This is a genomic window from Myxacorys sp. (assembly GCF_059501405.1).
Genome location: NZ_JCACCM010000098.1, coordinates 1 through 26,630, shown reverse-complemented (window position 1 = coordinate 26,630; position 26,630 = coordinate 1). Strand labels below are relative to the sequence as shown.

The following is a 26,630-nucleotide window of genomic DNA, read 5'->3' as shown; positions in this document are numbered from 1 at the left end:
GCATTCCGGGCACTGCAGAGAATCACCTTATTCATCTCTCCATTATGCAACGCCAGCAAGCACTTCAGGACTCTAGAAGAAAGTTGCTAGATTTTAGGATATTCTTACGACCGCCTTGCAGTTGTTTTGGGGTAATACCAACCCTCCGCTTAAACGCTCGAGCCAAATGGCTTTGATCGCAAAACCCGCAGCGGAGGGCAATCTCCACAAGGCTCAGTTCGTGATGCTGTAGTAGAAACTTGGCTCGCTCAATGCGTTGCTGCAAGATGTACTGGTGTGGTGTAACTCCCATCTTTTGCTTGAACAAACGCAGAAAATGACACGGACTGATCTGAGCGATCGCTGCAATCCCAACCAATTTTAGATCCTGATTGAGATGCTCATCAATGTATTCCACTACTTGTTTCAACATTGATGAGGATAATCCATCTCCATAGCTAGAGAGTTTTGGTTGTGTACTGCAGTAGTTTCGCAGAAGATGAATTGCTAATGTCGTTTTGAGGCTATCAATTAGCAAATCGCCACCCATTTTGACAGCTTCTAGTTCATCTTTTACAGCAGAAAAGATTCTCTGAAGCAGCGTATCTTGCTCGCTCATGAATCGAGGAATCAGTTCAATGCGATCGACATCTACCCAATTTTGGCCGACTTGCTTAAGCAAAGCAGAATCAATTGCTAAAATCGCGAACTCGGCTGAAGTCTTCCAATTACACCGTTGAAAGACATCAGCAGGAATAATAGCAATGTCTCCCTGATACCTTCTTTCTCGGCTCAATTTGCCGTCTAGCCATCGTTCTCCGGGGGACGGTTCTGACACATCTGAGGCAGAACGACCTTGAGCAACGACATGCCACGGACTTTGATGCTCAGGCGTATCAAATGCGGGTTGACGATGGAGTTCATAGTGGAAATTGCTCCATCTAGAACTGACAAGGGCGGCAGGATTGGGCAACAATAGAGCAGTTGCCTTGGTGCTACTAAAATCAAGCTGGACGGCTTGTTCACTCATCGCGGCTCAACTCGATCAAAACTGCTTTATTCTGACAAATGCTCCTCTCCTTATTGTGATGAGCCGATCAATGCCTTAAGAGTCACCTGTAATGAGTATGGTGTTTGTCATGGTTGGGTGGCGATCGCTGCTGCCACAAATGGGCTGTTTAGCTTGTTGAACCCGGAGGATCACTATTCAGAAGAGTGCCTTCTGCAGTCACATTCTCTAGATTCGCGCCGCTCAAATTTGCTTCTTCTAATGTAGCTTGGCTCAAATTCGCGTCATGCAATTCGGCGCTTTCCAGGTCCGCGCGGCTCAGATCGGCTTCTGCTAAATTGGCCCCTGTCAGGTCTGCCTCGCTCAAATCAGCTTCATTGAGAGCCGCTTTTTCCAGGTCTGCTGCCTTCAGATCAGCTTGATTTAGTAGCGATCCATCGAGAACGGCTTCTTCCAAAATTGCCTCATCTAGAATCGCATCATTCAAATTGGCACTACTCAAATCTGCCTGGGTCAAGTTTGCGCCCTTCAGCGTGGCTCCACTTAAATCCGCCTGACTCAAGTTTGCCCCTTGCAAATTCGCTCCATCTAGCATTGCTCCATGTAGAACTGCACCACTGAGATTGACACCTTCAAGCACCGCACCTTTCAGGTCAGCAATACTGAAATCTCGTTCTCCAGCAGCATATCGTTGCCTAAGTTCTTCTACGTTCATGGTTAGCGTTTCCTTTTCCTTCAGTCAGGGATTTCTATTCTGTAGTGCTAAGCAATACCTCACCGTAAGCCAGTGGAGAGCAGCGAACGCCTCTCTAGAGATACACTTTTTCAGACACTCCGCCGCTAGCATTAAACTTTAAGAGAGTTAATCTTGATACACGAATTCCGCTCTGTTTATTCTGGTCAAAGAATACATTCGTGCCATATATCTGAGTAATGCAGTTAAGTGCGCGCCTAGATGTTAAAAATGGCGAACCACCTACAAAAAAAAGTTGTACGCTCCATGAGATTGCGCCAATTATTTGAAAGCCGTTCTATTTCTCGTGAAAACGCACATTAAAACTGGGGCAAGATATTAGATAAAGTAAAGTTTCCAGAATTGGGATGTAGCCGTATGGTTCAGTGAGATATGGCACTACCTGATTCTGAAATGGAAAGGATTCGGGGCAGGAGACGCATGGCAAATCCACTGTATGACGTTGTAATTGTTGGAGGCGGAGTAGCGGGGGCAGCCCTGCTCTATTCAGTAGCAAAATTCACAGATCTGAAGCGAGTGGCGCTTCTAGAAAAATACAACGGTGTTGCAACCGTCAACTCTAAAGCCACAAACAATAGCCAGACGATTCACTGCGGCGATATTGAGACCAATTACAGCCTGGAAAAGGCGATCAACGTGCAGCGGACGGCTCAGATGATCGTTCGCTATGCCTGCCAGTTACCTCCTGCTGCCCGTGACCGACTCATTTACTCGTTTCCTAAAATGGTGCTAGGGATTGGCCCACAGGAGTGCGAGTTTTTGCGGCAGCGATACGAACAGTTCAAACCGCACTTTACTGGAATGCAACTGTTGGAGAAAGCCCAGATTGCGGACATCGAGCCGAAGGTGATTCAGGTGAATGGGCACGATCGCTTAGAGGAAGTGGTTGCGATCGCGGTCTTGGGTGATTACACAGCAGTGAATTATGGGCTGCTCGCTCAGTCGTTTGTAGAGCAGGCCCAATCGGTGACGGATAAGGTTGTTGACCTCAAACTGGGCAGTCTGGTGCGGGAGATCGAACCTGTAGGCGAACACTATCGAGTCGTTACGCCTGACGGTTCATTGATGGCTCGATTTGTTGTGGTATCAGCAGGAGGACATAGCCTGTTATTTGCCCACCGCATGGGAATTGGATTGGAATACTCGTGTTTACCTGTTGCGGGAAATTTTTACTTTACGCCTCAAGTCTTGAACGGCAAAGTTTATACCGTTCAGAATGACAAGTTGCCTTTTGCGGCAATTCATGGAGATCCAGATATTACAATGCCTGGGAAAACTCGCTTCGGGCCAACAGCCCTGCCGCTTCCTCTGTTGGAGCGTGACAATATGAAAACGCTCGTCGATTATCTGGAGGTGCTGCGACTCGATCGAGCCGTTGCAGATGTGCTGTGGGATTTGTTCAAAGTGCGGGACATTCGCAACTACATCTTCAAGAATATGGCGTTTGAGGTTCCTCTGCTGAACCGTCGGTTATTTTTGCAAGATGCCCGTAAGATTGTCCCTTCATTGCAACTAGAGGACTTAGAATTTGCACAGGGCGTGGGTGGCATTCGTCCTCAGTTAATTGACAAAACTGGGCGGAAGCTAATTCTAGGACAGGCAGAGATTGATCCGGGGTCTGGTATTCGGTTCAACATCACACCTTCTCCAGGCGCGACGACTTGTTTAGGAAATGCCGAACAAGATTTGCTTCGGATTCAGCAGCATTTGGGTTGTCAGTTCGATCGCAGGTGGTTTGAATCTGAACAGGTTGCTGTGCCTGAGTAGGAGTGGGGTGCAAGAAAGCTGACAGAGAACGTGGGTCGTTCTACAACAGTACGTTCTACAACAGTAATTTCTACAACAGTAATAGAGACCGATGTAACTTGCGGGAGTCCTGATTGAGCCTCAGTGATATCGTAGGAAGCATTGCCTCCATTTTGTTTCACGCGCTATGTTTGACCCGCAACCGTGGCAAACGCCACCCGCTCCGATTGCTCAAATTTTGAATGCCGCTTCTCCACCTAGCGTTCACGTTTCACCGGATCGGCGCTGGTTGTTGGAACTAGAGCAGTCTGATTTGTGCGCGATCGCAGATCTGGCAGAACCGGACGTCGCGATCGCGGGGTTTCGGATTAATCCTCGCACTCATGCACCGGCACGCCAGAGGTTCTACGATCGCGGCTGGATTCAAAATATCGCAGCGAAAACCCGAACGGCGATCGATCTTCCAGATGGCGCTCGCATTGATTTTTTACAATGGTCGCCCAATGGCGAGAAGTTAGCATTTACGCTCACTCAACCTGAGGGATTGGAGTTGTGGGTGATGGAGGTTGCTGTCGGAAAACCGTGGCGCGTGACAGAAGCCATCTTGAATGCGACTTATGGAACGCCCTACCGATGGCATTCCAATGAGGCGTTTCTCTGCAAAGTCATCTCAAGCGAAGGCGAACCACCCACCGCTCCTCGGTTGCCGAGCGGACCCTCGATTCAAGAAAACTTGGGACAAAAAACTCCCAATCGGACGTATACCAATCTCTTGGCAACGGCTCATGATGAGGCATTGTTCGAGTACTATGTCACCTCAATCTTAGAACACGTTCTGTTGACCGGAGAACGGACTCAGTTGATTTCGCCCAGCTTAATCGCTGGAGTCGAGGTGTCTCCAGATGAGCAATATATTCTCTTGAGCAGGCTACATCGTCCATTTTCATATCAAGTTCCGGCGGCACGGTTCCCTCGACAGATTCAAGTCTTAGATGCAACGGGCAAGGTTGTCTACGAGGTTGCTGATCTCCCGTTAGATGAACAGCGATCGATTAAGTTTGACGCGGTGCGTCCAGGACGTAGGCAAGTAACCTGGCGCAGCGATCTCCCAGCGACTTTATTTTGGGTGGAGGCATTGGATGACGGCGATCCAAGCCAAGACGTGCCCCATCGCGATCGCTGGCTCGAATTGGATGCGCCGTTTGCGAATGAACCGAGGGAATTGTGGCGATCGCAGTATCGGTTCTGGAACCTCCAGTGGGGACGAGACGATGTTGCTTTGGCGTGGGAACGCGATTATGATTCGCGGCAGATGCGATTGTGGCGAATTCGACCGGATCAACCGAACATCGCCCCCACGTTGCTAAGCGATCTCAGTTTTGACGATCAATATCGCTCTCCCGGAATGCCTGTGATGCAAAAGGGAGCTTACGATCGCCAGGTTTTGCAGTTTACGCCAGAGGGTCAAGGGGTCTATTTCAAGGGGCGAGGGGCTTCCCCGCAAGGCGTCTATCCTTTTTTAGATCGGATGGATCTGGCAACGGGTCAAACGGAGCGGCTGTGGCAGTGCCAAGATCCGTACTTTGAAACGGTGGAAGCTGTGTTAGATGCAGATGCTCAAACGCTAGTCACTCGTCGGCAATCGCAAACGGAACCCCCCAATTATTTTTTGCGTTCTGCCCGAAACAGCTTGCCGATTCCCCTGACTCAGTATGCAGATTCTGCCCCTCAGTTTGCCAGTGTGCAGAAAGAATTGGTGCAGTATCAACGCTCAGATGGCGTTTCGTTGTCTGCAACGTTATATTTGCCTGCTCACTACGATCCGCAACGGGATGGGCCATTGCCGATGGTGTTTTGGGTGTATCCAGCCGAGTTTAAGGATCGGGAGCTAGCAGGGCAAAACACAACCGCAGAGAATACCTTTAGTCGTCCGAGTCGGGCTTCGGTTTTGTTTCTGTTGACCCAAGGCTATGCAGTGTTGAGTGATCCTAAATTACCGATCATTGGGGAAGGTGATGCAGAACCAAATGATACTTATGTTGAACAACTGATTGCTGGAGCAGAGGCTGCCGTTGACTATGTTGTGCAGCGCGGCGTTGCTGATCGCGATCGCTTAGGCATTGGCGGACATTCCTATGGAGCATTTACGACAGCCAACCTTCTAGCGCACACGAATTTATTCAAACTAGGCATTGCTCGAAGTGGAGCCTACAATCGAACGCTGACTCCATTCGGGTTTCAGGGCGAACAACGCAATTTTTGGGAAGCAGTCGAGACGTATCAGCAGATGGCTCCGTTTACGCAGGCTGCGAAAATTAAAGCTCCTTTGTTATTGATTCATGGCGCAAATGATAGCAATGCTGGAACGTATCCCCTGCAAACGGAGCGCTTTTATGAGGCATTGAAGGGATTAGGGGCAACGGTGCGATGGGTTGAGCTTCCGCTTGAGGATCATGGCTATCAGTCGAAGGAAGCAGTTGGGCATGTGTTGTGGGAGATGGTGCGGTGGTGCGATCGCTATTTCAAATCGTGATCTCAAGTAGCCGTCGTTCTGCTTTCTGCTGGAACAGAACGATCGGAAACAAAGTCTACGTGCTACATACCCGAATTTCTACCCAAATTCTTTACACAGCATGGCTTCTCGACTTAACGTTTGGCTCTTATTGAGTGTGCTTGCTGCAGCAAATGTAGTAGGAAATGTTGCCCAAACTCGCGCCTCTGCTCAGGAGCCATCGGTGGCAGCAATCTGCAATCCCGATCAGACCTTAGAGAGCAAGGTTGTTATTCCATTTGAACAAGCACGAAACGCATTAGATGCCAAAAATGGAGACCTCACTATTCAAGCCTTGCAGGAAGGATTGGCCATTGCTCCGCAGTTGAGCAATACGCAGATTCAGGCTAGCTTGATTGAGCAATGGTTTTTGGAGACCAATGGTTATCCGGGTTCTCGGTTTGAGCGATTGATACAGCTCATGAATCGACCCCAGCAGCCAGCTCAAATTGAGCTGTTGTTAGATCAGTTTTTGCAGTTGGCAAATCGTCTCACTCCTGGAACCAGCTACATTAAAACTCGCGGATTAGCTGCGATCGCGCGTCAGTATAGCGTTTTAAATCAACCTCAGAAAGCAATGATCGCGCTTAACCAAGCCCGTCAGGTCTCACGATTTATTAGAGGATCGATTTTTAGTGCAAATGCGCTGATTGAGATTGCCCAGGGCTATGCAGCAATTGCGCAACCCCAACCCACACAAGAGATTTTGGCCCAGGTTGAGCAAGCCCTGCAACAGACTCCTGTCAATACTTCTGAGTCCATTAAAGTCACGATTTTAGAGCGGATGGCAGCTATTTATGCTCAAGTTGGAAACTACGCAACCGCTCAACAAATCGCAGCCCGATTTCCAAAGAATTCAGACTCTCAATCTGTTGCCCTTCGAGGCATTGCAGAAGCCTACATTACGGCGCAAAAATTGCAGGCGGCTGAGCAGATCAATTTAGCGATCGCAGCTCCCTCTCAGAAAGTGCCTGTTTTAGGACAGCTCGCTGTGGCTTACAGTGCAAAACAGCCCAACAAAGCGACGCAACTTTTTCGTCAAGGAGCGCAACTGGCTCAATCGCCAACAGTAGCGCGAGATGTGATTTTGCAAGAATCGTTGATTAACGGTCTGGTAAAGGCTCATCTACAAGTGGGGCAGCGAGATGAAGCCTTGCAATTGACGAGGCTGCTAAAAACGTCTCAAAATGAAGCCTTCAAGTCAGTGATCGCGGCTTATCGTCAAGCTGGACAAACGACTAAAGTAAAACAGTTGCTATCAGAACGGCTGCGAGCGGTTCCAGGAGATAATCAGCCTTGGTCGAAAATTGATGTCTGGGAGTTGCTTCAGATCGCTGTAGCGACAAAACAGTTCGACTGGATTCGCAGCGAATGGCCTCGGATCTCGGCGATCGATTACGGTTTGCACGACTGGCAAATCGTCAACATGGCGACTGTCTATGCTGAGACGGCTCCCTATGAGCAAGCAGTTCAGTGGGTGAATCAGCTGCCGCTTGATAACCGCCCTTTGTCGCGCATTCGATCGCTCGCCGCGATCGCGCTGACGATGCATCGCTCTGGCAATGTCACTCAGGCAAATGAGTTGCTCAAGCAAACGCAGCAGACGATTGATGTTGTTGACAAGGCAAACCGAGCCAAGATTGAACGTGAGGGAGGCGATTTGTTTGAGCGCGATCGCTTCAAACCCCAAGCTTTAGCCGTGATCGCGCTGGTCTATGCCCAAACGAATCAAGCTGAATTTCGTCCATTGCTGAAGCAAGTGAGCCAGTTAGATGTGAATATGAGTGATCCAGCGATCGCGACTCCTACCGATAATCCGTTCGCTGTATTTATGGAAGCTGAGCAATATGTCGGCGCGTTTCAACTCGCGCAAGACACCAAAGATCGAGGAATTCGGGAGGGACGATTGCAATCGAGTGCAACGGCACTGCTGAAGCAAAATCGCTTTGATCTGGTGCTGCCTGTGGTCAATCAACTCACGTCTGCGAACAACAAGACAGCACTATTGTTAGCGATCTCGCAACGTTATGGTGAATTGCAACAACTCGATCGCGCGATGCCGATTTTGGCTCAGGCGGTTCGGGTGGCTCAAACCATTCCAGGTGATGAATCGCAGGTCGATCGATTTGGGCTGGATGGTGCCACGGTGATTGAGTCGAGCAACGATCGAGGCAGTTTTCTAGAAGCGATCGCGGTTCAATATGCTCGGTTTAAGCAACCCGCCGAAGCACTCAAGGTTGCTAATCTGCTGCAAGGAAAACAGGCTCGTGAATCGGCACTCCAAGCAGTACGATGCGTTGTCGCTCAGCAATCCTCTAGACAACGTTAGTGGGGATGGACAAGAAATGTGCTTCTCATGTTAACCTCACAGCAAGCACAATGAAGCCAAACTAAGCTTCCAACAACACGAGGAACTCTGCCTCCGACAACAAAGGAATTCCTAAACTCTCTGCTTTCGTCAGTTTCGATCCCGCTTCTTCACCCACCACCACATAATCAGTCTTCTTACTGACCGAATCCGTGACTTTCCCACCTGCTTTTTGAATCATCGCTTTGACTTCATCGCGTTTCAGCGTCGGTAGCGTTCCGGTGACAACAAATGTTTTACCTGCGATCGCAGCCTTTCTTTCAGCGATCGCCGTTCTCTCTCCCTGAAGCTGCACTCCAGCCTGCCGCAACCGAGCAATCAACACCCGATTCCCGTGATTTTGAAACCACTGATACACCGATTGCGCGATCTCCGATCCAAATCCATGAACCGCTTCGATTGTTTCTGGTGTAGCTTGCAACAAATCATCTACGCTTGGAAACTCTTGAGTCAGCGTTTGCGCATTCACACTCCCGACGTGCCGAATTCCTAATCCATACAATACTCTCGACCACGGCTGAGCTTTAGAGTCTTCAATTGCTTTTACCGTTTTCTCAGCCGATTTCTTTCCCATTCGCTCTAGCGTTAGCAGTTGTTCGACTGTCAAATCATACAAGTCTGCAACAGACTGTACTAACCCTTGATCGACCATTTGCAACCCTAGTTTCTCACCGACGCCGTTGATGTCGAGCGCATCTCGACTTGCCCAGTGAATCAGCGCACCCCGCACGATCGCAGGACAAGAACTATTAATACATCGAGTTACAGCTTCGTCATCCGGTTTGACCACAGGTTCGCCACACTCCGGGCAATGGGTCGGCATCTGATAGGGTTGCGTATGTTCAGGACGCAACTCGGTCAGCACCCGCACCACTTCAGGAATGATTTCTCCGGCTTTGCGAACAATCACCGTATCTCCAACGCGGCAATCGAGTTCTGCGACGCGATCGCGGTTGTGCAACGTCGCCCTCGATACCGTCGTCCCGGCTAACGGCACCGGGCGCAGCTCAGCAACAGGCGTGATCGCACCCGTACGTCCCACATTGACGCCAATGTTTTCTAGAATCGTCGGAGCTTCTTCGGCGGGATACTTCAGCGCGATCGCCCACCGAGGAAACTTCTGCGTAAACCCTAATTGCGCTTGCAGATCAAACGAGTCGAGTTTGACCACAACGCCATCGGTGAGATAGCCAAGGCGCGTGCGCTCAATTGACCAGCGATCGCAGTAAGACTGCACGGCCTCCAGCGTCGGACACCGCTCTCGCTCAGGATTGACTCGAAAGCCCATCTGTTTTAGCAATTCGAGAGATTCCCACTGAGAGCGAGGCGGCGAAGCAACTGATTCTGGCAAGTGAAGCGTGTAGGCGAAGAAGTCTAAGTTCCGCCTTGCCACAATCTTAGAATCGAGTTGGCGCAGCGTTCCGGCTGTGGCGTTGCGAGGATTGGCAAACAGAGAATCCCCCGCTTGTTCGCGCTCTTGATTGATTTGCTCGAAGGACTTAATCGGCAAAAACGCTTCGCCCCGGACTTCTACGATCGCAGGCGGATTCTCTACACTCAGTCGCAGCGGAATCGAACGAATTGCCCTCACATTCTGCGTAATCTCTTCACCCGTGATCCCGTCTCCCCGCGTGACGCCCCGCACCAAAATACCCTTCTCGTAGGTGAGGGCGAGAGCATTGCCATCGATTTTCAACTCACACACATAGGAAAAATCGTTGACATTTGGGGCAACTCGTCGCCAACGCTGTTCCCACGCCGCTAGTTCTTCATTCCCAAAAGCATTTTCTAAACTGTAGAGCGGCACATTATGTCTGACAGACGTAAACTGACTGGCCGGACGTTCTCCGACTCGTTGCGTCGGGCTGTCGGGCGTAATCAGTTCTGGAAACTGAACCTCTAAGGTCTGCAACTCCCGATAAAGCTGGTCATACACGGCGTCTTCCATCAGGGGCGCGTCTAGAACATAGTACGCATAACTCGCCTTCTGAAGCAGATCTCTTAACTCGTGTAAACGCTGCTGAACCTCTGGGGTCGCTTGTACTAAGTCCATCGTCCGATTCCCAACAACCTAACAGCCTAGTGTACCTGCTGCCATTCGCTTTGCGACGCTCAAAGGGTAGCTCTACTCTGTCCGAAAAGCTCAATCTTAAGAGATAGAAAGAAAAGCCAGGCTTCTGCAATGATTGAGAAGAGCATCGCGATGTACCGTGTTCGGTTGGGGTAGGAAAGGCGCAAATGATACGCTCTATGACTGCCAGACAGAACGCAGCAACTTGATTCTTTCGACAGACCTCCGTATGATTACAGATAGCTTGACTTCAGTTTCACGAGTAATCCAGGGATGATAGCTAAATCGGTTAAAGGCATCATGTTTTTATTCAGATTGCTAATGCTGGCTATCCCTAAATCCTAGTGATGGTTCTGCTTGTACAACAATTTTGGCTTCCTATTATTCACGAGGGTGTGATTTATGAATTTTAACTGGAGCAATCTATCGGGCAATTCCTCTGAAACTGCGCAAAACGCGAATGATGAGACAGACCGATATGACGCAGATTTCAATCATCTAGACGCTGACATCGAAGTGGCAGGCGCGATCGATGCCTTTGTTAGCTTAGAAGACGTTGTTCCTGATGCAGATTGGGCAGAAGTATTAGCCGCTGCTTGGGGTATGCCTTATCCGTCTTCTGCCGAAATCCCCGATCGCTAGCGCCTCTATTTTAAAATTAAAGTAATTTTTGAATCGGCGCAGCGTTAAGAACCTCCCATAAAGAGGGCGCGGCAAAGTCAGGAACCACAAGCGAAGCGCCAACTGCGTAGAGTTCTGTTGGGGTCTGAGATGAAGCAATTCCGACTGTTGGAATTTGTGCAGCAACAGCAGAGCGGACGCCGGAAGGCGAGTCTTCAAACGCGATCGCAGCACTAGCATTCAGCCCAAACGCCTCTAGCGCAAACTGATAGGGAGCCGGATCAGGCTTGCCAGCTCCTAACTCTTCCGACAAAATCACTCGATCAAAGGTTTGATCAAGCTTCAGAATTTCTAGCATAAACTGCACATTTGCCCGTGGAGCGTTCGTGACAACCGCTTGCTTCAACTGGTGGGCGCTTGCCCAAGCAATCACATCCTGCAACCCAGTCATCGCCGGAAGTTGCGTCGCCAATTCTCGAAATCGGGCTTCTTTTTGCTCAGCAAGGGCAACGCCTTCCGCGACCGTCAGCTGAGGCAGTAGATCCGCTACGATCGCGGGATTTAACTTTCCCGTTATGCGCTGCTTATAAAATGGCTCGTCAATCGCAATATCAAATGGCTGCAAAGCTTCTGCCCACGCTTGAAAGTGAACGGGGTCTGTGTGTGCGATCGTGCCATCTAGATCGTACAAAATAGCGGCGAGTTCAGAGATCTGAGCCAACACCGAAGTCACCGCGTTAGTAGAAGATTGCACAAGATTGCCTTTACAAGATTTGACTTTAGCTTTCAGTTTTGAGAGGAACTGGTTTGTCCTCGCCCTAGCGAAACAACCCTAATGCTCAAAAACTCCCTGATACTGCAATATATCCAACTGGGCAAACGTTGGCAAACACTCAAAACAATCCTGTGCCAGTTCCCATCGCTCTTCCCGCTTCAGCATCTCAATTAGCGTTTGACGAGCGCTGAGCAGGTAACGCACATCGTTCGCCGCATAGCTCAACTGAGCATCTGATAGATTGGCCGCATTCCCCCAATCCGAACTTTGAGCGCTCTTATCTAGCTCAACGCCTTCTAACTCCTGAACTAAGTCCTTGAGACCGTGACGAGGAGTATAGGTACGTGCCAACTTGCTAGCAAGCTTGGTGCAAAAAATAGGATTAACCAGAATTCCTAAGTGGTAGCGCAGTGTTGTAATGTCAAATCGAGCAAAATGAAAAACTTTTGCAATCGTTGAAGCTTCTAGAAGTTGCTTCAGGTTGGGGGCTTCTGTTTGCCCGCGCACAATGCGAATCACAGAAACTCGATCGGCAGCATCACACAGTTGAACGAGACATAAGCGATCGCGTTGAGGAAGCAGACCCATCGTTTCGGTATCAACCGCGATCGCGTCTGTTTGTAAATAACTATCTAGCAATTCAGGGGGCAAGTCGCGATCGTAGCGATAGAATTCTTTTGGCTGCATGGGCAAGCGATGGGGATGAGAAAGACTTGATGATTAGGATACTTCAATCTAAATCGCTTTCGATTCACCCCCATGCTGGAGTTATTGTTTGATCTGGAGTTACTGTTTGATAAAAATTTGAGTGAAGTAATATTCCCCTTTAACATTCTTGCTGACGCCTACACCCGTGACTGTATACTGACCTTCAATATTATGGCGATGCCCACTACTCGTTAACCACCCTTGAACCGCTTTTGCTGCCGGATTGTCGTAGCCCATGTTGTAAGCCACATTTTCGGCAGCGGCGCGAAAGAAGCCCCGCTTGGCGGTGTTTTTGACTCGTTCATCTGAGTTTTGATCTACTGAGTCTTGATCCAACGGGAAGATTACTGCTTTTTGAATTGTTTTCTGAATGCCTTTAACTCGATTCTCGAATCCCGCGTGCCCCATTGGAATGGCTTTGTTTGCCATCTCCTTGCTATGTTCTCGCGCTTTCTTAGCCAATTGAGCGTCCCATGCTAGAGCTTTCAGCCCTCTCTTAGCCCGATACCCATTGATTTGTTGAAAGACATCCTGTTCTATTGACCCCGTTGTAGGACTGGCTAAAACAGAATTGGGTGGCGGAGCAGGGGGATTAGCCTGAGCGATTATGCTCGAAGCGGCAGATTGGGCATACGCAATATTAGTTCCTCCTAAAGTAACAGTTACTAGACTGAGCAGTACACGAACAGAAAGGGATTGTTGCATCCCAATTCCTCCTAACAAACCATGCCTTAAGACAGATAACACGACTTAAGGCGATTTTAATAGTGATATATGCGACAAAAGTTGTGTGAAATTACTGATTCTTTATATTTTTTTCATAGAAATAGGACTACGTTAAAGATTTCCGTAAATTCAAAAAAGTTAATTGTTTTTATACAAATTGCTTATCTGTCTGTACAGGCATAAGATTTGGTTTTTCTATGCATAGTAAATTAAATAAATTCTAATCAAATTGCTTCTAAGAGGCGTGCTTCAAAACAGTACACAATTTGAACTTGTCGCCATTCCTTGCGTTGCCCTCATCCCCCTTCTCGCGTGAACGAAGAAGAGAGCAAGCGCATTCTGACTTCCGCTCTATCATGGTGCGGAAACATCTAGGTGGCAGCAGTTTTAACCATCAGTTTTTAACCGTTGTAAGAAATTACTAGCCCCTACAGCTGTAAGAAATTACTAGCCCCTACAGCGCTGGACGCGGATACGGCTTCACAAGAGTTGTCCCTTGAAACACGTGAAATCGCTCGATAATCACGCCACCGCGACGCAACGGCACATCACCTAGCTTCGTAAACTGCTGAAAGTAGGGTGCATACCCTGCCGCAGAATTTTCTCGGATTTGAAATCGATTTGACGTGATGTAGATCCCAGTTTTGCCAACCCATTGATCCGCCGTTGACCAAAATGCAAATCCGCGAACATCCCGCTTATCGAAACACGTCACCGGGGCCGAAGTCAGGGGCGCAATTGCCATCGCTACATGTCCAGAGAGGTGAAAGCGATTACTAAAGACAAAATCCGCTTGGCGCAGAGCCGCGAGCATCTGAGGAGATGCAGCTAATTCTCTTTGGAGTTGCAGCACATCTACAAGTTCGACCGAGGCATCCTTTTGAGGCGTCAAAAAACCTCCAAAAATCGCATAATTCCCAGGTTTTTGAGCGATACCTGCGGTGACATGCAGCAAGGCAATCAGCATCAAACTGGCAATTGCGATCGCAGATCCAACAAGCCACCGTCTCACCGCTTTTGGATGCCGTTCTTCCCAAACCGAGGCTCGCCAACCTAGTAACGGAGTTGCCGCTAAAAATCCTGGCATTGTCCATGATGGCAAGAGCTGCTGATAGCCTCCGATGACCGTGAAGATCAACACTACGGGCATCGAAACCCAGACCAAAAACGGAACAACGGGCAGTCGAGGAGCCGAAATCCAGGACTTAATGGTAACCCAACTTGAGCGCAATCCAACCCACCACAAGGGAATCCCAAACGTTGGAAACATGTAGGCAGATCCGAATAGAGCCGTTTCAAAAGCATTAACAATATTGTATCGACGATCAGGAACACTCCGATTGCTTTGAAACCGAAATGATACCCAATCGTGTTGCCAGTTCCAATACAAAACAGGCGAAAAGGTGATGATAAATAAAATTAGCCCCAATAACGCCCAAGGTGATACTAATGCAACACGATGTTGACGACTGGTTAAACAAAATCCAACCAATCCAAACCCTAATAAGAAGCCATGATATTTGCCCAAGCAGGCATAGCCTACCAACAATCCTAGAATAGCTAACCGATAAGTAGGGCGATACTCAAATCCGTCTTCTGGGAAGAACTCATAGGCAGCAACCCACATTGTTAGCGACCAAAAGAACATTAATGGTACATCTGGCAGCGTAAAGGTTCCGAACACAAGTTGAAAAATGGGGACAGTAGACGCGATCGCAACTGTCAATATTCCTGCTCGTGCTGAAAAGAGGTGGAGTGTCGCTCGGTACAGAAAATACAATGTTGCCGTATAGATCAGCAAACTCCCTAACCGAATCGTGAACTGGGACACAAATCCAGTGAGCCAAACGCCCAGACCCGTCGTCAAGGCGACTAGCGGCGGATGATCAAAATAGCTCCAGTCTAAATGCTGGGTATAAATGTAATAGTACGCTTCGTCAAATCCTGGGGGAAGCCAGAACGCAATGATGCTCCGAAACAGCAATCCCACACCCAGCAGTAATAGAATAATTTGATTCGTTCGAGCCATTGACCAGTGCTTATTCATCTGCTTGCTTATTGAATGGGAACTCGCACAAGTTGATACACCCCTGCTGCTTGAATTAAGTCATACTGTCCCGATGGGATAGCGGCTTGCAAGGCTTTTGAGGTTGTAATCATCAAAATTGAAGACGACGTTGGGCGCGATTGGTGCCAAGCTCCAGAGGATCGCAGTTCCGCAAGATAGGGTTGTATCGATCGAGTCCGGTTGAGAAACGTAACGGGTTGACCTGTGTAGAACACCAAACTGGGCTTCTCAAACGAATCGGTTGCCATGACGATCGCTTCATCGCGGCGAACGTGAGTTACCGTTTCTGCAAGTTGCCTTAGAGGAAGCTGACGTTCTTGATCAACAATCTCAAACGTAGGCGTGATAAAAAATACAATAAATGCCGCGATCGCGACGAAATTGACGTTCCAAAACCAGTTCATCTGGCGGCGGAAGATCAGCACTAACCCTGCGATCGCATTGCCAAACCAAACGATCGTGCCAATCATTGGTAATCCTGCTGATTCAAGCGCCCGTCCTAAGTTAGGCATCGCCGGATCGCTCGTTAGCCATTGCGGACTGTATAACGCGCCAATCCCTAAGACAACGCTAAAAATAAGGCTAGTATAAACACTAATTTTTAACCAAAACGACTGTTTGTTTTGATCCATCTGTTGCTGCCACCACAACGCCACTAAGATTGCAGCCGCAGGAATTGATGGAAGCGAATAGGTAATATATTTAGTGACTGCGATCGTAAAGAACGTCAGAACGGTTGCAAACCAAATTAGAGCAAATAGTCCGAACTGCCCACTGCGATCCAGTTCTCGCCATTGTTTGCGTTGGACAACACTCGCAATTGCAGCGGGTAACGTCAGCGACCAAGGCAAAAACCCAATCAATACGATGAGCAGATGAAAGTACCACGGCCCTGAATGCTGATTCACCACGCTGGTAAAGCGCTCAACATTATGCACCCCAAAAAATGAATTAACAAAGGCTGAGCCATTTGCCAGATAGACCAACACATACCAGGGCAACGTGATCAGAACAAATACGATCGCGCCTCCAACAACCTTCATTTCCCGCAGACCAACGCGTAGGTTTCTCACGCAGAATAGGAAAATCAGAACGATCGCGCTCGGCAGCACAACGCCTACAGGGCCTTTGGTCAAAACCGCCAGCGCCATCAAACTGTAGAACGCAAAATACCAGCGAGTTTTGATCCGGTCGAGAGGCTGCACATAGCCCATAAAAAACGCCAGCAGCGAACCGCCAAAACATAGATTTAGCAGCATGTCAGAGTAGCCTAGTCGCCCAAAAAAGAGCATCTCCAAATTGAGAGCGACAATGGCAGAACCGAGATAGGGAAGCAGATTAGGCGATGTAGCCGGATATTCGGCGCGGTTTTTGGCATCAAGCTTTCCGGCGATAACCTGTAGAACGTAAAAGCAAATTCCGGTTAATAGCGTCGCCGCGATCGCAGAGGGCAACCGCGCTGCCCAAGCGGTCGTACCAAACGTTCGGTATGCGATCGCCATACACCAATAGATTAACGGGGGCTTGTCAAACCGAGTGACGCCATTAAAGTAGGGCGTAATCCAATCTCCTGTGACCGCCATTTGCCGCGCTGCTTCTGCAAACAATGGCTCTGTCTCATCGAGCAACCCCGTTGCGTCCAGCCGATGAAAAAACACAAGCCAACCTAAAAACCCGATCCAAACGAACGGCAGAACGCGAACAATCGCCGGATGCTTCAATAGTTTCGCAGAGTTCAAGAGTCAACCATTCCTAGTGGGGGACGTGTGCGCTGAACAGCCACAAGGCAACATCTTAATCTGATTTGCTGCGATTAGCGCTTTGCACAACTCTGAAGGAAACGCTAACCTCTAGCTTCAGAAGAACGTCCAATCACCATTTCGATCTGCTCCGCAACCGTCTCCGGATACTCCAGCATTGATAAATGACCACACTCCGGAATTTCAAACACGTTGGCTCCAGAGTCGCTAAAGAGGGGATGAAAACTTGCCAAGTGACGAACATATTTGGGTTCCATCACCGAATCTTTAGAGCCGGCGATGAAATAGACGGGCTGATGGAGCCGTGCCACAACTTGAGGCAGCCGATGCACCTCGTACTCTGTCGTCGAGTCGAGCAAGGTTCCTAATGCCGCCTCGCGATCGGCAGCAACAAAATCTACGAGACGCTGACGCGCCCACGACCTAGCGATCGTTCTACCCACACTCGCCCGTGTAAACAAAAGCTCTAAACAAGGAACTTGAGGCAACCACCGAGGGCGTAATTTCACAATCTGCTGTCCTGCCGCTCGAAACCGCTCAAAAGATTCCTTCAAATAAATTCCGCCACCCGAATTAAGGCAAATGACCCCTCGAACTTGCTCTGGCAGTTGATCAGCTGCCCACAACGCCACATACCCCCCTAGAGAATGCCCGATCAGCCATACCTGCGAAATATTTAATTCTCGTAGCAAAATCTCTAAATCCTTTGCATACGATAGAAGACTGTATTGTGACACTAATGATCTAGTGGACTTTGCCAAGCCAACCCGATTAGAGCTTCGCACCGCTAATCCTTCAGATCTTCGCACCGCTCGCGCTGTCGAAACTTCGATCGCTGTTGCTGCACCTTCTCGCTCTGCGGGGTGAGCCAGCGCCATCGGCGATCGGCAAGGTTGAGACTCACCAAAGCCCCGAAGATCGTAAGATAAGCACTGATAATGAGGTGCTAGCCGCTCAATCAACGGCTGCCAGTAGTTGCGACTCAACAACCAACCGTGGACAAAAATCAGAACTTCTTTAGAGGGGGTGGGAGCCGTCTGTTCATAGACATGCGGAACTCCCAGAACAGTGATGGTAGGCATCATTCCATCCTACCGTAAACTATTACATCAACTAATGTATGGCAGCATACTCTCCTGCCAGACTAGAACAAACTAGAACAAAAAAGGTCTCAATCATTCTCCGCGACAGAACCACCATGACAAATCAAACTGACTCCACCATCACCATTCGAGAGATTGCCAGCGCTTTTCGTCTAACGGGCTGGATCAGCTTTTGGGTGCAGCTTGTGTTGACCGTTGTTTCTAGCGCAATTTTGGCGTTTGCTGCTGTTTCAACTCGCACCGGGGCAAACAACCCCAATACTGGCGTCGGGGTCGCTCTGACGCTTTGTAGCATTGCCGTTCTAGGATTTAATATGTTTTGGGCGCTCAGTCGCTACGTTGCTCTCGGACGGCGGTTAAAAGCACCCGCTGTAGCTCGTCCCAAAAAAGCAGAAGCCGTTCAAGCGCTGCGGACGGGATTGATTTCAAGTTTAGTCGGAATTTTGCTGGCGCTGATCGGAGCAGAAGCGATCGTGGGTCTGCTCTTTGGCAAAGTGGTGAATCAAGGATTTGCTGGGTTTGTCAATGTAGACCAGTCAAAATTCATTCAGCCCATCGATATTTTAGTGGTGCAAGCTAGTATCAACGTCACTTTGGCTCAATTTGTCGCGATCACGGCTTCGCTTTGGCTTCTCAATAAAATGAGCCGCCAGTAAATTAAGTCACCAGTAAACTCGTTTTCACCCTTATACGTAAGCACCGTTAAATATTTCTATAGGAGTATCGTTAAAACAGTGTTAGATGGATGATCCAACTCTCACTCAATGCTCAACTCTCAGCGAACCATTAGCGCTGATTTGCCGTCCACTCAAAAATTTGGTTGAGTTGCTCTAGAGACACAAACCCGTAGCGCCAAAGAATCATCGGCAACGGGCCGCGATCTTGCTGAGAGTAGCGCATTGCCATAGCGATCGACGAAGGTGAAATCGATAAGTCTTCGGCCAAAAACCGAATTAGTCTTTGCTGAGTACTATCGAGGTTGCTCATGAATTCTTTTAATTCATATTGCTCAACCGTTTCCGATGCAAGTACAGAGGGGTCAGAAATACCTTGAGTAGACAATGGGGTAGGTCCTTAATGATTCCTGGAAATTTATGAAGTCAAATCGTATCACTAAAACTTAAAATTCGATATTAATCTACTACTTAATAACTCAACTTTAGAAATAACTATCTAAATTTTTTGTTTAAATTAAAGTTGTAAATGTGGTTAACGCTGCTCAATGAAGCCATATCCGACAAGATGTTGGGTTTTAACCGAAGTAAAGACATCTCAATCACGTCAGAGTGCTGAAATCGCCTTTGCTTTGGATTAAGTATTGCTCAACCTAAGCAACACCTGCTGGCTTCATCTACTTAATCTTCTATTCTGTGTGACTCTGTGTGACAAATCTCTGTGTGACAAATCATTGTGCAACTAAGGGTCACACCTCGACTTAACAGAATGTAGGTCTTAGTGCAAGCGTAGAGTAGCTCATTATCGAATACACTGCTTACAGTTTCTACGGGCTATATTAATTCGGGAAACTTCATTGATTTGTGAAACTTCTGTCCTGTGACCCTTACGGGGCCGCCCATCGTACTTTAGATAGCTGTTATGCATGATCGTCCACGTTCTACTCCTCGACTCCAACGGTGGCGGTTAGCCCTTGGCGCAACTTTGATACAAATGCGACTTCAGCAAGCAGCGCTGATGTTTGCTGGAAGTCTCGTTTCCATTGTTGCGGTGAGCCTCCCTGCTGAAGGGGCAGAAAGGCTGTACCTATCCTATGGGTTGCTGGAGCGATCAGTTTCCGTAGCTGCACTCGAAGACTACGCCCAGAGTGGCAAGCTTGACCAAGATCTCTACGTGTATTCACAGTATGCTACTGCTGAACAACTCGCTACCTTGCGGAGAGCGCTCACAACTCGCGCCTCGCTGCCTCCGGTGGCGGTGTCTCAGTTTCTCTACACGTCTCAAGGAGAAATCTTGCTGCGGCGACTCGGACAAGTGATTCAGCCGGAGTCACGCGACACAGGATTTTATGCAATTCGGGCGGCACTAATTTTAGCCTCTGCCGATCCGGAAGGAATTACCCCGCTTAATGTGTTTCGGAGATTTCCGACGCGGGGGATTCGGATTGATTTGCAGAAGACGCTGGAAATTGCCAATGAGTTAGGCAATCTGATTAATCGAACCAATGAAGCAACGAGCGCGATCGCAGAGCTTGCCGCTCAAAATTCAACACCTCCTATTTCAAACCCAGTAGATTTGGGGGCACGCGGGGCGTTTGGTGTGCAGAAAGAAACGTTGCGCTTGGTGGATCGCAGCCGGAACCTCGTGTCTGTGTTGGGGGGCGATCGCGTCATCCCAGTCGATGTCTATTTCCCTCAAGCTCGGCGTCAAGCGCTGCCAAACGCGGCGATTCCGCTGATTGTGATCTCTCATGGGCTAGGCAGCGATCGCATGACGTTCCAGTATTTAGGAGAACATCTGGCGTCGCATGGATTTGCGGTGGCGGTGCCTGAACATCCGGGTAGCAATGCTGAACAGCTTCAAGCATTGGTTGCAGGAACGGCGAGTGAGGTGTCGAGTCCGAGGGAGTTTGTCGATCGTCCGTTGGATATCAAGTTTTTACTTGATGAACTGACTCGACGATCTCAGACTGACGCGCGTTATGGTCAGCTTAACCTTCAGGAAGTCGGCGTCTTGGGACAATCTTTTGGCGGCTATACGGTGTTCGCTTTAGCGGGTGCGCCGCTTAATTTCACCCAACTCCGGCAAGACTGCACTCCTACCGCGCTCGATAACACGTTAAACATCTCGTTTCTGTTGCAGTGCCGTGCGGCAGACTTGCCCAGAGAAGACTATATCCTGAGCGACTCGCGCGTGAAGGCGGTGTTTGCAATCAATCCGATCGATAGCGGTGTGTTTGGAGAAGCGGGGCTGAGCCAAATTAAAGTGCCAACCTTTATTGTGGCGGGCAATGCAGATACGATCGCGCCTGCGCTGCCAGAACAAATTCAGCCGTTCACGTGGCTGCAAACGCCGAATCGCTATTTTGCCTTGATCGAGCAAGGGACTCACTTTTCAGCATTGGGGGACTCTAAGAATGACGCGATTCCGGTTCCGCCTGCGGTGATTGGTCCGTCGCCAGAGCTTGCGCGTCGCTATGTGAGGGCCTTAAGTTTGGCGTTTTTCTCAACTTACATTGCGAATCAGCCAAACTATCGTGCTTATTTGTCGTCTAGTTATGCGAATTTTCTGTCGCAAGATCCGTTGCGGTTGAACTTGGTGCAGACGTTGCAGGCGAGACAGGTGCAGTGAAGGAAGGATGAGTTGGTGTAGGGCTTTAGGACTAAGAATTTTCTCATGAGATTTCTTCAGGCTTTTCGCGTCGAGTCGGGCGTTTGAATGCTGATTTCTTCAGTCCGATCACAACTTGGCAAGTTACTGCAATAGAAAAAATGATCGACACCTAACTGGGGATGAGAACCTGTACAACCCTGCGATACTGTGCCAACTGTGTCGCAATTGTAGTCGGGACGGCAATTATCGGTAGCATGACATTGCAACCAAAACCTCTCTTTATTCTTCGAGGGTTACTTTTCCTCTCCGGGTAACTTGTCAAGTCGTGTCTAAAACAGTTGCCAGTCTGGAGACTTGAGTTTCTTTAACTGCTCTAGTCGCACATTAAAGTAGCTCTCGTCTAAACGGCTATAGTTGTGATGAATGGCATTGGTGAGGCTGATTGACCAGACCCAGATGTGGGCGATTTGCGTGAAGGCTGGCAGTCTAGCCCGTTCAAACTCTGCGATCGCGCTCACGCTTTCATATCCCTTTAAAAAGGCTTCTCTCACGTGTCGACTAATGCCTGTACTAACCGCAACTTGACGAAACTTACCGATATCAAAGGCACGCCAACCATAACCGCATTGATCAAAGTCAAACAGCGTCACGGCATCATCTGAGGTAAAGTGAGCGTTGCCACTATGAGGATCGCCCCAACACACGCTCCAGTACGGCGATTCTTTAGGAAAGTTGTGAAGTTGAAGCTTGAGAGTGTCAATGGTCGATTCAACATAATCGTAATCGTCAAATCGATGTTGTAGAAAGGGTGCGATCGAGTGCCAAGATTGATCCAACAAATACTCCAACGTCAATGCTGGACGCTGAGCGCCAGTCGAAAATTCTATCCCAGCCTGATGCACAGCCGCCAGGGTTTCTCCCAGTTTCGAGGCTTGAGCCAGATTGAGGTCGCCTAACGGAATGCTTCCAGGAGCATAGATAAACAGCGACGCGTAGCGTTTTCCCTCTGGCGCATCGAGTTCGAGAAAGAGTTGACCGCTTTTTGTGGGGAGCGGATATGCGATCGGAAGCTGGCGCTGATGCAGGTAGCTGAGTAGGTCTAGTTCAAACTGAATCTCGGATTTGCAGCGCCAGTGACAATGAGAGACTTTTAGAATGTAGGGCTGCTTTGCTGTTTCGATTAAATAGACATCGCTTAAGCCGCGATGCCAAAACTGACAAGCGTTTACCTCTGGAATGTCGTAGCAAGACAGCACCCTAGACACCACAGCTTGGGGGGACAATGTGGAATAAAAGACTGGAAATAAGCCAACGGTCATGGACGTGTGACTCTTACAGGGTAACTGCCGTATCTTATACTCCTTTAGAATCCGCCCTATTTTCGTCAGATAGAATACAAAATAATTTGCAATTTCTAGCAACTGCGCGGTTCCAAAGTATAACTGGGTAGAAGCGTCGGCTATCGGAGAAGCTATGAATGTGAAGCGATGGATCGCACGGCGAGAGGTGGACTGGAAGCTGCTGGATGAGCTTTTAGGGCGAGTGGAGAAGCAAGGACTGCGATCGCTCTCGACTACCGAAATTAAGCAACTCGCGAGTCTCTACCGCTCGGTGTCGGGCGATCTAGCGCGGGCACGAACCTATCAAACGTTGGTGGGTAATACCATTGTGCAGAATTTGCAGCGGTTGACTTCTCGTGGCTATAGCCAGGTCTACCAGGGGGCGCGGCGGCAAGAATGGCAAGGCGTTTTGGAGTTTTACCTTCGGGGATTTCCAGCGGTGGTACGGCAGACGATCGGCTATATCCTACTGGCGACGGGGCTATTTGTAGCGGGCGGATTGATCGGCTGGTGGCTATCGTGGCGCGATCCGGTATTTATCTCGCTGTTTGTGCCCGAATCGATGATTCAAACGGTTCGAGATGACCACAAACTGTGGATGGGATCGATCTTGGGAACGGAACCATTGGCATCGAGCCAAATTATGGTGAATAACATTAAGGTGTCGTTCAATGCAGTGGCGGGAGGCATGACGCTAGGGATTGCGACGGTGCTGCTGCTGTTCTTTAATGGCTTGATGATTGGCACGGTGGGGACACTTGTGGGTCAAAATGGTTTGGCGTATCCGTTTTGGGCGTTTGTCTTTCCGCATGGAGCGCTGGAACTTCCGGCAATTTTCTTGGCGGGGGGAGCGGGGTTGCTGATTGCGCGGGGAATTTTGTTTCCGGGAAAGCTGCGGCGGGGGGATGCGCTGAAGTTTTATGGGGTGCAGGCGGCGCAGTTGGTGTTTGGAATTGTGCCGATGCTGATTATTGCGGGAACGATCGAGGGGTTTTTCTCGCCGAGTCCAATCTTTCCTGAACCGTTGAAGTATTTGGTGGGACTGCTGCTGTTTTGTGGGCTGTTGGCATATTTCAATTCGCATCTTCAAGGGAAGGATAGCGAAGGTCTGGGGGATTCGGTGTGAAGGTGGATGTTCGCGATCGCAAGTCTCCCTATTTGTAATACAGCAAGCCACCTTTTAGCAGCGCAGTTCTGATCTAGAGCTAGATTGCTTCGGGTTTGAGGTGGAACGGTTGAGCTTTGACCTGCAATGATTTCGCAAAATACGGCAAGTGTGGCGTTCTGAGCTTGAAACACGAGGTTCTGAAGCTGAAGTGCCGAGCTTTGAGCTTGAAACACGAGGTTTTGAAGCTGGAGTGCGAGGTTCTGAGCTTGAAGTGCCGAGCTTTGAGCTTGAAATATGGGGTTCTGAGCTTGGAGTGTCGGGCTTAAAGCTTGAAGGGTGAAGTTCTGAAGCGGAAGTGCGAGGTTCTGAAGCTGAAGCGTCGGGCTTAGAACTTGAAGTGTGGTGTTCTGAGCTTGAAGTGTCGAGCTTTGAGCTTGAGCGATCGCACTGTAAGTTCCAACGATGAAGTTTTGAGTGAGAGCGATCCTTTGGAGCTTGCGAAGCGATCGCACTTGTAAGCAGAGAATGGAGTAGGTGTTCAGATGGATTGCGGTTTTATGACGATATGCCGCGATTGTTTCCTGCGACGATACGCAAATTGGTACAGCGATCGCAGTGCTCCGACGAAAGGTGATGAAAATTAGGGGTTGCTCTAGATCAATTGTGAGAAGCGCGATGTTTAAGCAAAAAACGTTTGGACGAGACACTGAAAGCTTGGTAGCAACGGCGAAGTAATTTCGTCTTGAGCAAGGAACGTCGCCACTCGCTTTAAGACAGCATTCTCTCGACGGTAGACTCCGACTTGTTGCAGTTCCCTGTTTACGATCCAATACTCCTCAACTCCTTGAGAAGAGTAGAGTTTTAGCTTGGCTTCTCGGTCTCGTCGCTCATTCGTTGCGCCAGGAGACAGAACTTCAACAACGAGTTCGGGTGCGCCTGTGAGATGTCCAGCTTCGTCTTTAAGTTGAGCGAGTCGATCGTTGCTAATCCAAACAACATCGGGGATGACATTATCAGCATCAGAGAAGATAATTCCTGGCAGAAAGATTGCTTTGCCTAATTTGCTGACGTTTGACCAAGCCCTTAGCTCAAAGTATATTCCTCCACTAGAGTCTTGATGATCAATATGCGGCGCTCTGGTCACAAACAGTTCTCCATCAACAATTTCATAGCGTTTCCACTCGTCGGTGGCGAGGACTTCAAGATCTGCAGTCGTCCATCGGACTTTTTCGGGAGAAGTTTGGCTCATACTCTGTCTCCGTGACCTTCATGGTTTCTATTGTCGCTTGTTTTTGTGAGTTGATCTTGTTTGCAAATCAACGTCTATCGTCGGTCAGCGATCGCGTCGCAAGCTCTGAAGAAGAGCTTCATAAATTTCTTCGGACGATCATTTCAATAACAGAACCGCAAGCAGTAAAAAGAAGATGAGTTGCAGTAGAGATATCGTACTTCTCGTTTGCAGCAGGTTCCCTGCCAAGTCAAGAAAGAGTGCTGCGAGAATGAGGTCGACCGATAGAGTACGCAATTGTTTGATTGGAATTGAATCCTAGAGATGACGCAATTTAGACTGTGGCACTCCAGTTACAATCTAGATAATTGATTGGGAAAGTGTGAATGCTTGCGAGTTATCTTGACCAGGCGATGGAAATTGCAGTCTACGAGATTATTGAAGAGGATCGAATTTATTGGGGAGAGATTCCGGGGCTACAAGGCGTGTGGGCGAAGCACCAAACTCTAGAAGGATGCCGCCGAGAACTGAGAGAGGCGTTGAGTGACTGGGTAGCGTTGCGGCTGCGGTTAGGACTGAATGTTCCTGAAGTGGCAGGAATCGACCTCAACCGTCTTTCTGAGGCGGTTTAAGCTGATGCCACGATTAACGCCTGTGAATCGGAAGAATTTGGTAAAGCGTTTTCGAGAACTTGGATTTGAAGGACCCTACGCCGGTGGTAAACATCCTCAGATGCTTCGCGATGATGTGACTGTAATTATTCCAAATCCGCATGAGGGAGATATTAGCGTGGGTCTTCTATCTCGATTGCTGCGGCAAGCAGGAGTGTCTCGTGAGGAGTGGCTAGGACAGGATGAAGGTGAAACGGAATAGTTGATTCAAGATTTAGGGTTTGCGATCGTCAAAGATTTTGTTGTCTTGCCCTTGTACGGATTGCAAGTCTTCGGTTTAGAAACTTTGTAAATCGAATTGATGTTATTACTTTCAGTGGAATCAGAGGCATAAAAATACTGTAGAGTAGACTTGAAAAGTTTACTAAACTATGAGTTTTCAGAAAGAGTAGCATTGATGAAAATACTATATATCCATAAATAATTGCGAAGAAAAGTATTATGGCAAGCTTACTAGCAACGAGGCGTGTATCTGAATGTTTCCAGCCCAAGGTTTTTGAACTAATTGTCAGAGCTTGACCATACAGGAACATCGCTCTCCAGAACTTTGAGAAGCTCAATTGATAAAGATATAGAGTTGCTAAAATATAAAGCCCAGTGGCATAGTCAGGATGCTCATCTCCTAGCTGCTGTCTGATGATTTGTAAGGTTTTTCTTTGTAAAGGTTCCGCTTTTCTAAAGTGGCTTTGTGAAAAATGCAAATTGGTAGTGCCCCGGAAGTAATGATAACTGCTAGAGTAGGAACAGTTCATCTCG

Annotated in this window: 23 protein-coding genes; 9 read left to right on the top strand and 14 right to left on the bottom strand. The window is 48.7% G+C overall.

Annotated elements, in window-relative coordinates; translation table 11 throughout:
- Positions 1-64 precede the first annotated feature (64 nt).
- Together AC5I6P_RS12275 and AC5I6P_RS12270 are read right to left on the bottom strand one after the other, a co-directional pair.
- Complete coding sequence (locus tag AC5I6P_RS12275) at positions 65-1,009, bottom strand: helix-turn-helix domain-containing protein (RefSeq protein WP_495694048.1); 945 nt, start codon at positions 1,007-1,009, stop codon at positions 65-67.
- A 148-nt stretch (positions 1,010-1,157) separates the two neighbouring features.
- Positions 1,158-1,703, bottom strand: a complete 546-nt coding sequence (locus tag AC5I6P_RS12270; RefSeq protein WP_495694047.1) for a pentapeptide repeat-containing protein — start codon at positions 1,701-1,703, stop codon at positions 1,158-1,160.
- Positions 1,704-2,162: 459 nt separating this feature from the next.
- Here AC5I6P_RS12270 and AC5I6P_RS12265 point away from each other — a divergent pair, with 459 nt between their 5' ends.
- From AC5I6P_RS12265 to AC5I6P_RS12255, 3 genes are all read left to right on the top strand, one after another.
- A complete protein-coding gene (locus tag AC5I6P_RS12265; RefSeq protein WP_495694046.1) occupies positions 2,163-3,509 on the top strand; it encodes an FAD-dependent oxidoreductase in 1,347 nt (448 codons plus the stop codon).
- A 166-nt stretch (positions 3,510-3,675) separates the two neighbouring features.
- Positions 3,676-6,021, top strand: a complete 2,346-nt coding sequence (locus tag AC5I6P_RS12260; protein WP_495694045.1) for a S9 family peptidase — start codon at positions 3,676-3,678, stop codon at positions 6,019-6,021.
- A 100-nt stretch (positions 6,022-6,121) separates the two neighbouring features.
- Positions 6,122-8,368: a tetratricopeptide repeat protein gene (locus AC5I6P_RS12255; protein WP_495694044.1), complete on the top strand. Its 2,247-nt coding sequence runs from the start codon at positions 6,122-6,124 to the stop codon at positions 8,366-8,368.
- Positions 8,369-8,429: 61 nt separating this feature from the next.
- Here the strand turns inward: AC5I6P_RS12255 and ligA are convergent, their stop codons facing one another.
- A complete protein-coding gene (gene ligA, locus AC5I6P_RS12250; protein ID WP_495694043.1) occupies positions 8,430-10,460 on the bottom strand; it encodes an NAD-dependent DNA ligase LigA in 2,031 nt (676 codons plus the stop codon).
- A 420-nt stretch (positions 10,461-10,880) separates the two neighbouring features.
- Between ligA and AC5I6P_RS12245 the strand changes: the two genes are divergently transcribed.
- The gene (locus AC5I6P_RS12245; protein ID WP_495694042.1) at positions 10,881-11,120 is read left to right on the top strand and encodes a hypothetical protein; all 240 of its coding nucleotides are present in this window, start codon (positions 10,881-10,883) and stop codon (positions 11,118-11,120) included.
- 16 nt (positions 11,121-11,136) lie between these two features.
- Here AC5I6P_RS12245 and AC5I6P_RS12240 read toward each other — a convergent pair whose 3' ends face one another.
- The 6 genes from AC5I6P_RS12240 to AC5I6P_RS12215 form a co-directional block, all read right to left on the bottom strand.
- Entirely contained in the window at positions 11,137-11,853 is a 717-nt protein-coding gene (locus AC5I6P_RS12240) for an HAD family hydrolase (protein ID WP_495694041.1), read from the bottom strand.
- A gap of 78 nt (positions 11,854-11,931) precedes the next feature.
- Positions 11,932-12,561: a ribonuclease H-like domain-containing protein gene (locus AC5I6P_RS12235; RefSeq protein ID WP_495694040.1), complete on the bottom strand. Its 630-nt coding sequence runs from the start codon at positions 12,559-12,561 to the stop codon at positions 11,932-11,934.
- 99 nt (positions 12,562-12,660) lie between these two features.
- On the bottom strand, positions 12,661-13,287 hold the full coding sequence (locus AC5I6P_RS12230) for a CAP domain-containing protein (protein ID WP_495694039.1): 627 nt from the start codon (positions 13,285-13,287) through the stop codon (positions 12,661-12,663).
- A gap of 475 nt (positions 13,288-13,762) precedes the next feature.
- Positions 13,763-15,355: an ArnT family glycosyltransferase gene (locus AC5I6P_RS12225; protein ID WP_495694038.1), complete on the bottom strand. Its 1,593-nt coding sequence runs from the start codon at positions 15,353-15,355 to the stop codon at positions 13,763-13,765.
- A gap of 8 nt (positions 15,356-15,363) precedes the next feature.
- Positions 15,364-17,115: an ArnT family glycosyltransferase gene (locus tag AC5I6P_RS12220; RefSeq protein WP_495694037.1), complete on the bottom strand. Its 1,752-nt coding sequence runs from the start codon at positions 17,113-17,115 to the stop codon at positions 15,364-15,366.
- Positions 17,116-17,219: 104 nt separating this feature from the next.
- Positions 17,220-18,221, bottom strand: coding sequence for an alpha/beta fold hydrolase (locus tag AC5I6P_RS12215; RefSeq protein WP_495694036.1), 1,002 nt, complete (start codon positions 18,219-18,221; stop codon positions 17,220-17,222).
- A gap of 113 nt (positions 18,222-18,334) precedes the next feature.
- Here AC5I6P_RS12215 and AC5I6P_RS12210 point away from each other — a divergent pair, with 113 nt between their 5' ends.
- The gene (locus AC5I6P_RS12210; protein WP_495694035.1) at positions 18,335-18,895 is read left to right on the top strand and encodes a DUF3611 family protein; all 561 of its coding nucleotides are present in this window, start codon (positions 18,335-18,337) and stop codon (positions 18,893-18,895) included.
- A gap of 130 nt (positions 18,896-19,025) precedes the next feature.
- Here AC5I6P_RS12210 and AC5I6P_RS12205 read toward each other — a convergent pair whose 3' ends face one another.
- Positions 19,026-19,301, bottom strand: coding sequence for a DUF2949 domain-containing protein (locus tag AC5I6P_RS12205; RefSeq protein WP_495694034.1), 276 nt, complete (start codon positions 19,299-19,301; stop codon positions 19,026-19,028).
- Positions 19,302-19,835: 534 nt separating this feature from the next.
- Here AC5I6P_RS12205 and AC5I6P_RS12200 point away from each other — a divergent pair.
- Positions 19,836-21,545, top strand: coding sequence for an alpha/beta hydrolase (locus AC5I6P_RS12200; protein ID WP_495694033.1), 1,710 nt, complete (start codon positions 19,836-19,838; stop codon positions 21,543-21,545).
- A 311-nt stretch (positions 21,546-21,856) separates the two neighbouring features.
- Here AC5I6P_RS12200 and AC5I6P_RS12195 read toward each other — a convergent pair whose 3' ends face one another.
- Positions 21,857-22,846 (bottom strand): phosphotransferase, encoded by a 990-nt coding sequence (locus AC5I6P_RS12195; RefSeq protein WP_495694032.1) that lies wholly within the window; start codon positions 22,844-22,846, stop codon positions 21,857-21,859.
- A 154-nt stretch (positions 22,847-23,000) separates the two neighbouring features.
- On the opposite strand from AC5I6P_RS12195, the gene AC5I6P_RS12190 reads away from it, so the two are divergent.
- Positions 23,001-23,993 (top strand): stage II sporulation protein M, encoded by a 993-nt coding sequence (locus AC5I6P_RS12190; protein ID WP_495694031.1) that lies wholly within the window; start codon positions 23,001-23,003, stop codon positions 23,991-23,993.
- Here AC5I6P_RS12190 and AC5I6P_RS12185 read toward each other — a convergent pair.
- Positions 23,954-24,682, bottom strand: a complete 729-nt coding sequence (locus AC5I6P_RS12185; RefSeq protein WP_495694030.1) for a hypothetical protein — start codon at positions 24,680-24,682, stop codon at positions 23,954-23,956. The genes AC5I6P_RS12190 and AC5I6P_RS12185 overlap by 40 nt on opposite strands.
- Positions 24,655-25,224 (bottom strand): Uma2 family endonuclease, encoded by a 570-nt coding sequence (locus AC5I6P_RS12180; RefSeq protein WP_495694029.1) that lies wholly within the window; start codon positions 25,222-25,224, stop codon positions 24,655-24,657. Before AC5I6P_RS12180 ends, AC5I6P_RS12185 begins: the two co-directional genes overlap by 28 nt.
- A 365-nt stretch (positions 25,225-25,589) precedes the next feature.
- On the opposite strand from AC5I6P_RS12180, the gene AC5I6P_RS12175 reads away from it, so the two are divergent.
- Together AC5I6P_RS12175 and AC5I6P_RS12170 are read left to right on the top strand one after the other, a co-directional pair.
- On the top strand, positions 25,590-25,835 hold the full coding sequence (locus AC5I6P_RS12175) for a type II toxin-antitoxin system HicB family antitoxin (protein ID WP_495694028.1): 246 nt from the start codon (positions 25,590-25,592) through the stop codon (positions 25,833-25,835).
- A 4-nt stretch (positions 25,836-25,839) separates the two neighbouring features.
- Positions 25,840-26,076 carry a type II toxin-antitoxin system HicA family toxin gene (locus AC5I6P_RS12170; RefSeq protein WP_495694027.1) on the top strand — a complete coding sequence of 79 codons (237 nt, stop codon included), beginning with the start codon at positions 25,840-25,842 and terminating at the stop codon, positions 26,074-26,076.
- A 28-nt stretch (positions 26,077-26,104) separates the two neighbouring features.
- Here the strand turns inward: AC5I6P_RS12170 and AC5I6P_RS12165 are convergent.
- On the bottom strand, positions 26,105-26,630 hold a 526-nt coding region (locus tag AC5I6P_RS12165), incomplete at its 5' end, for a tetratricopeptide repeat protein (protein WP_495694026.1).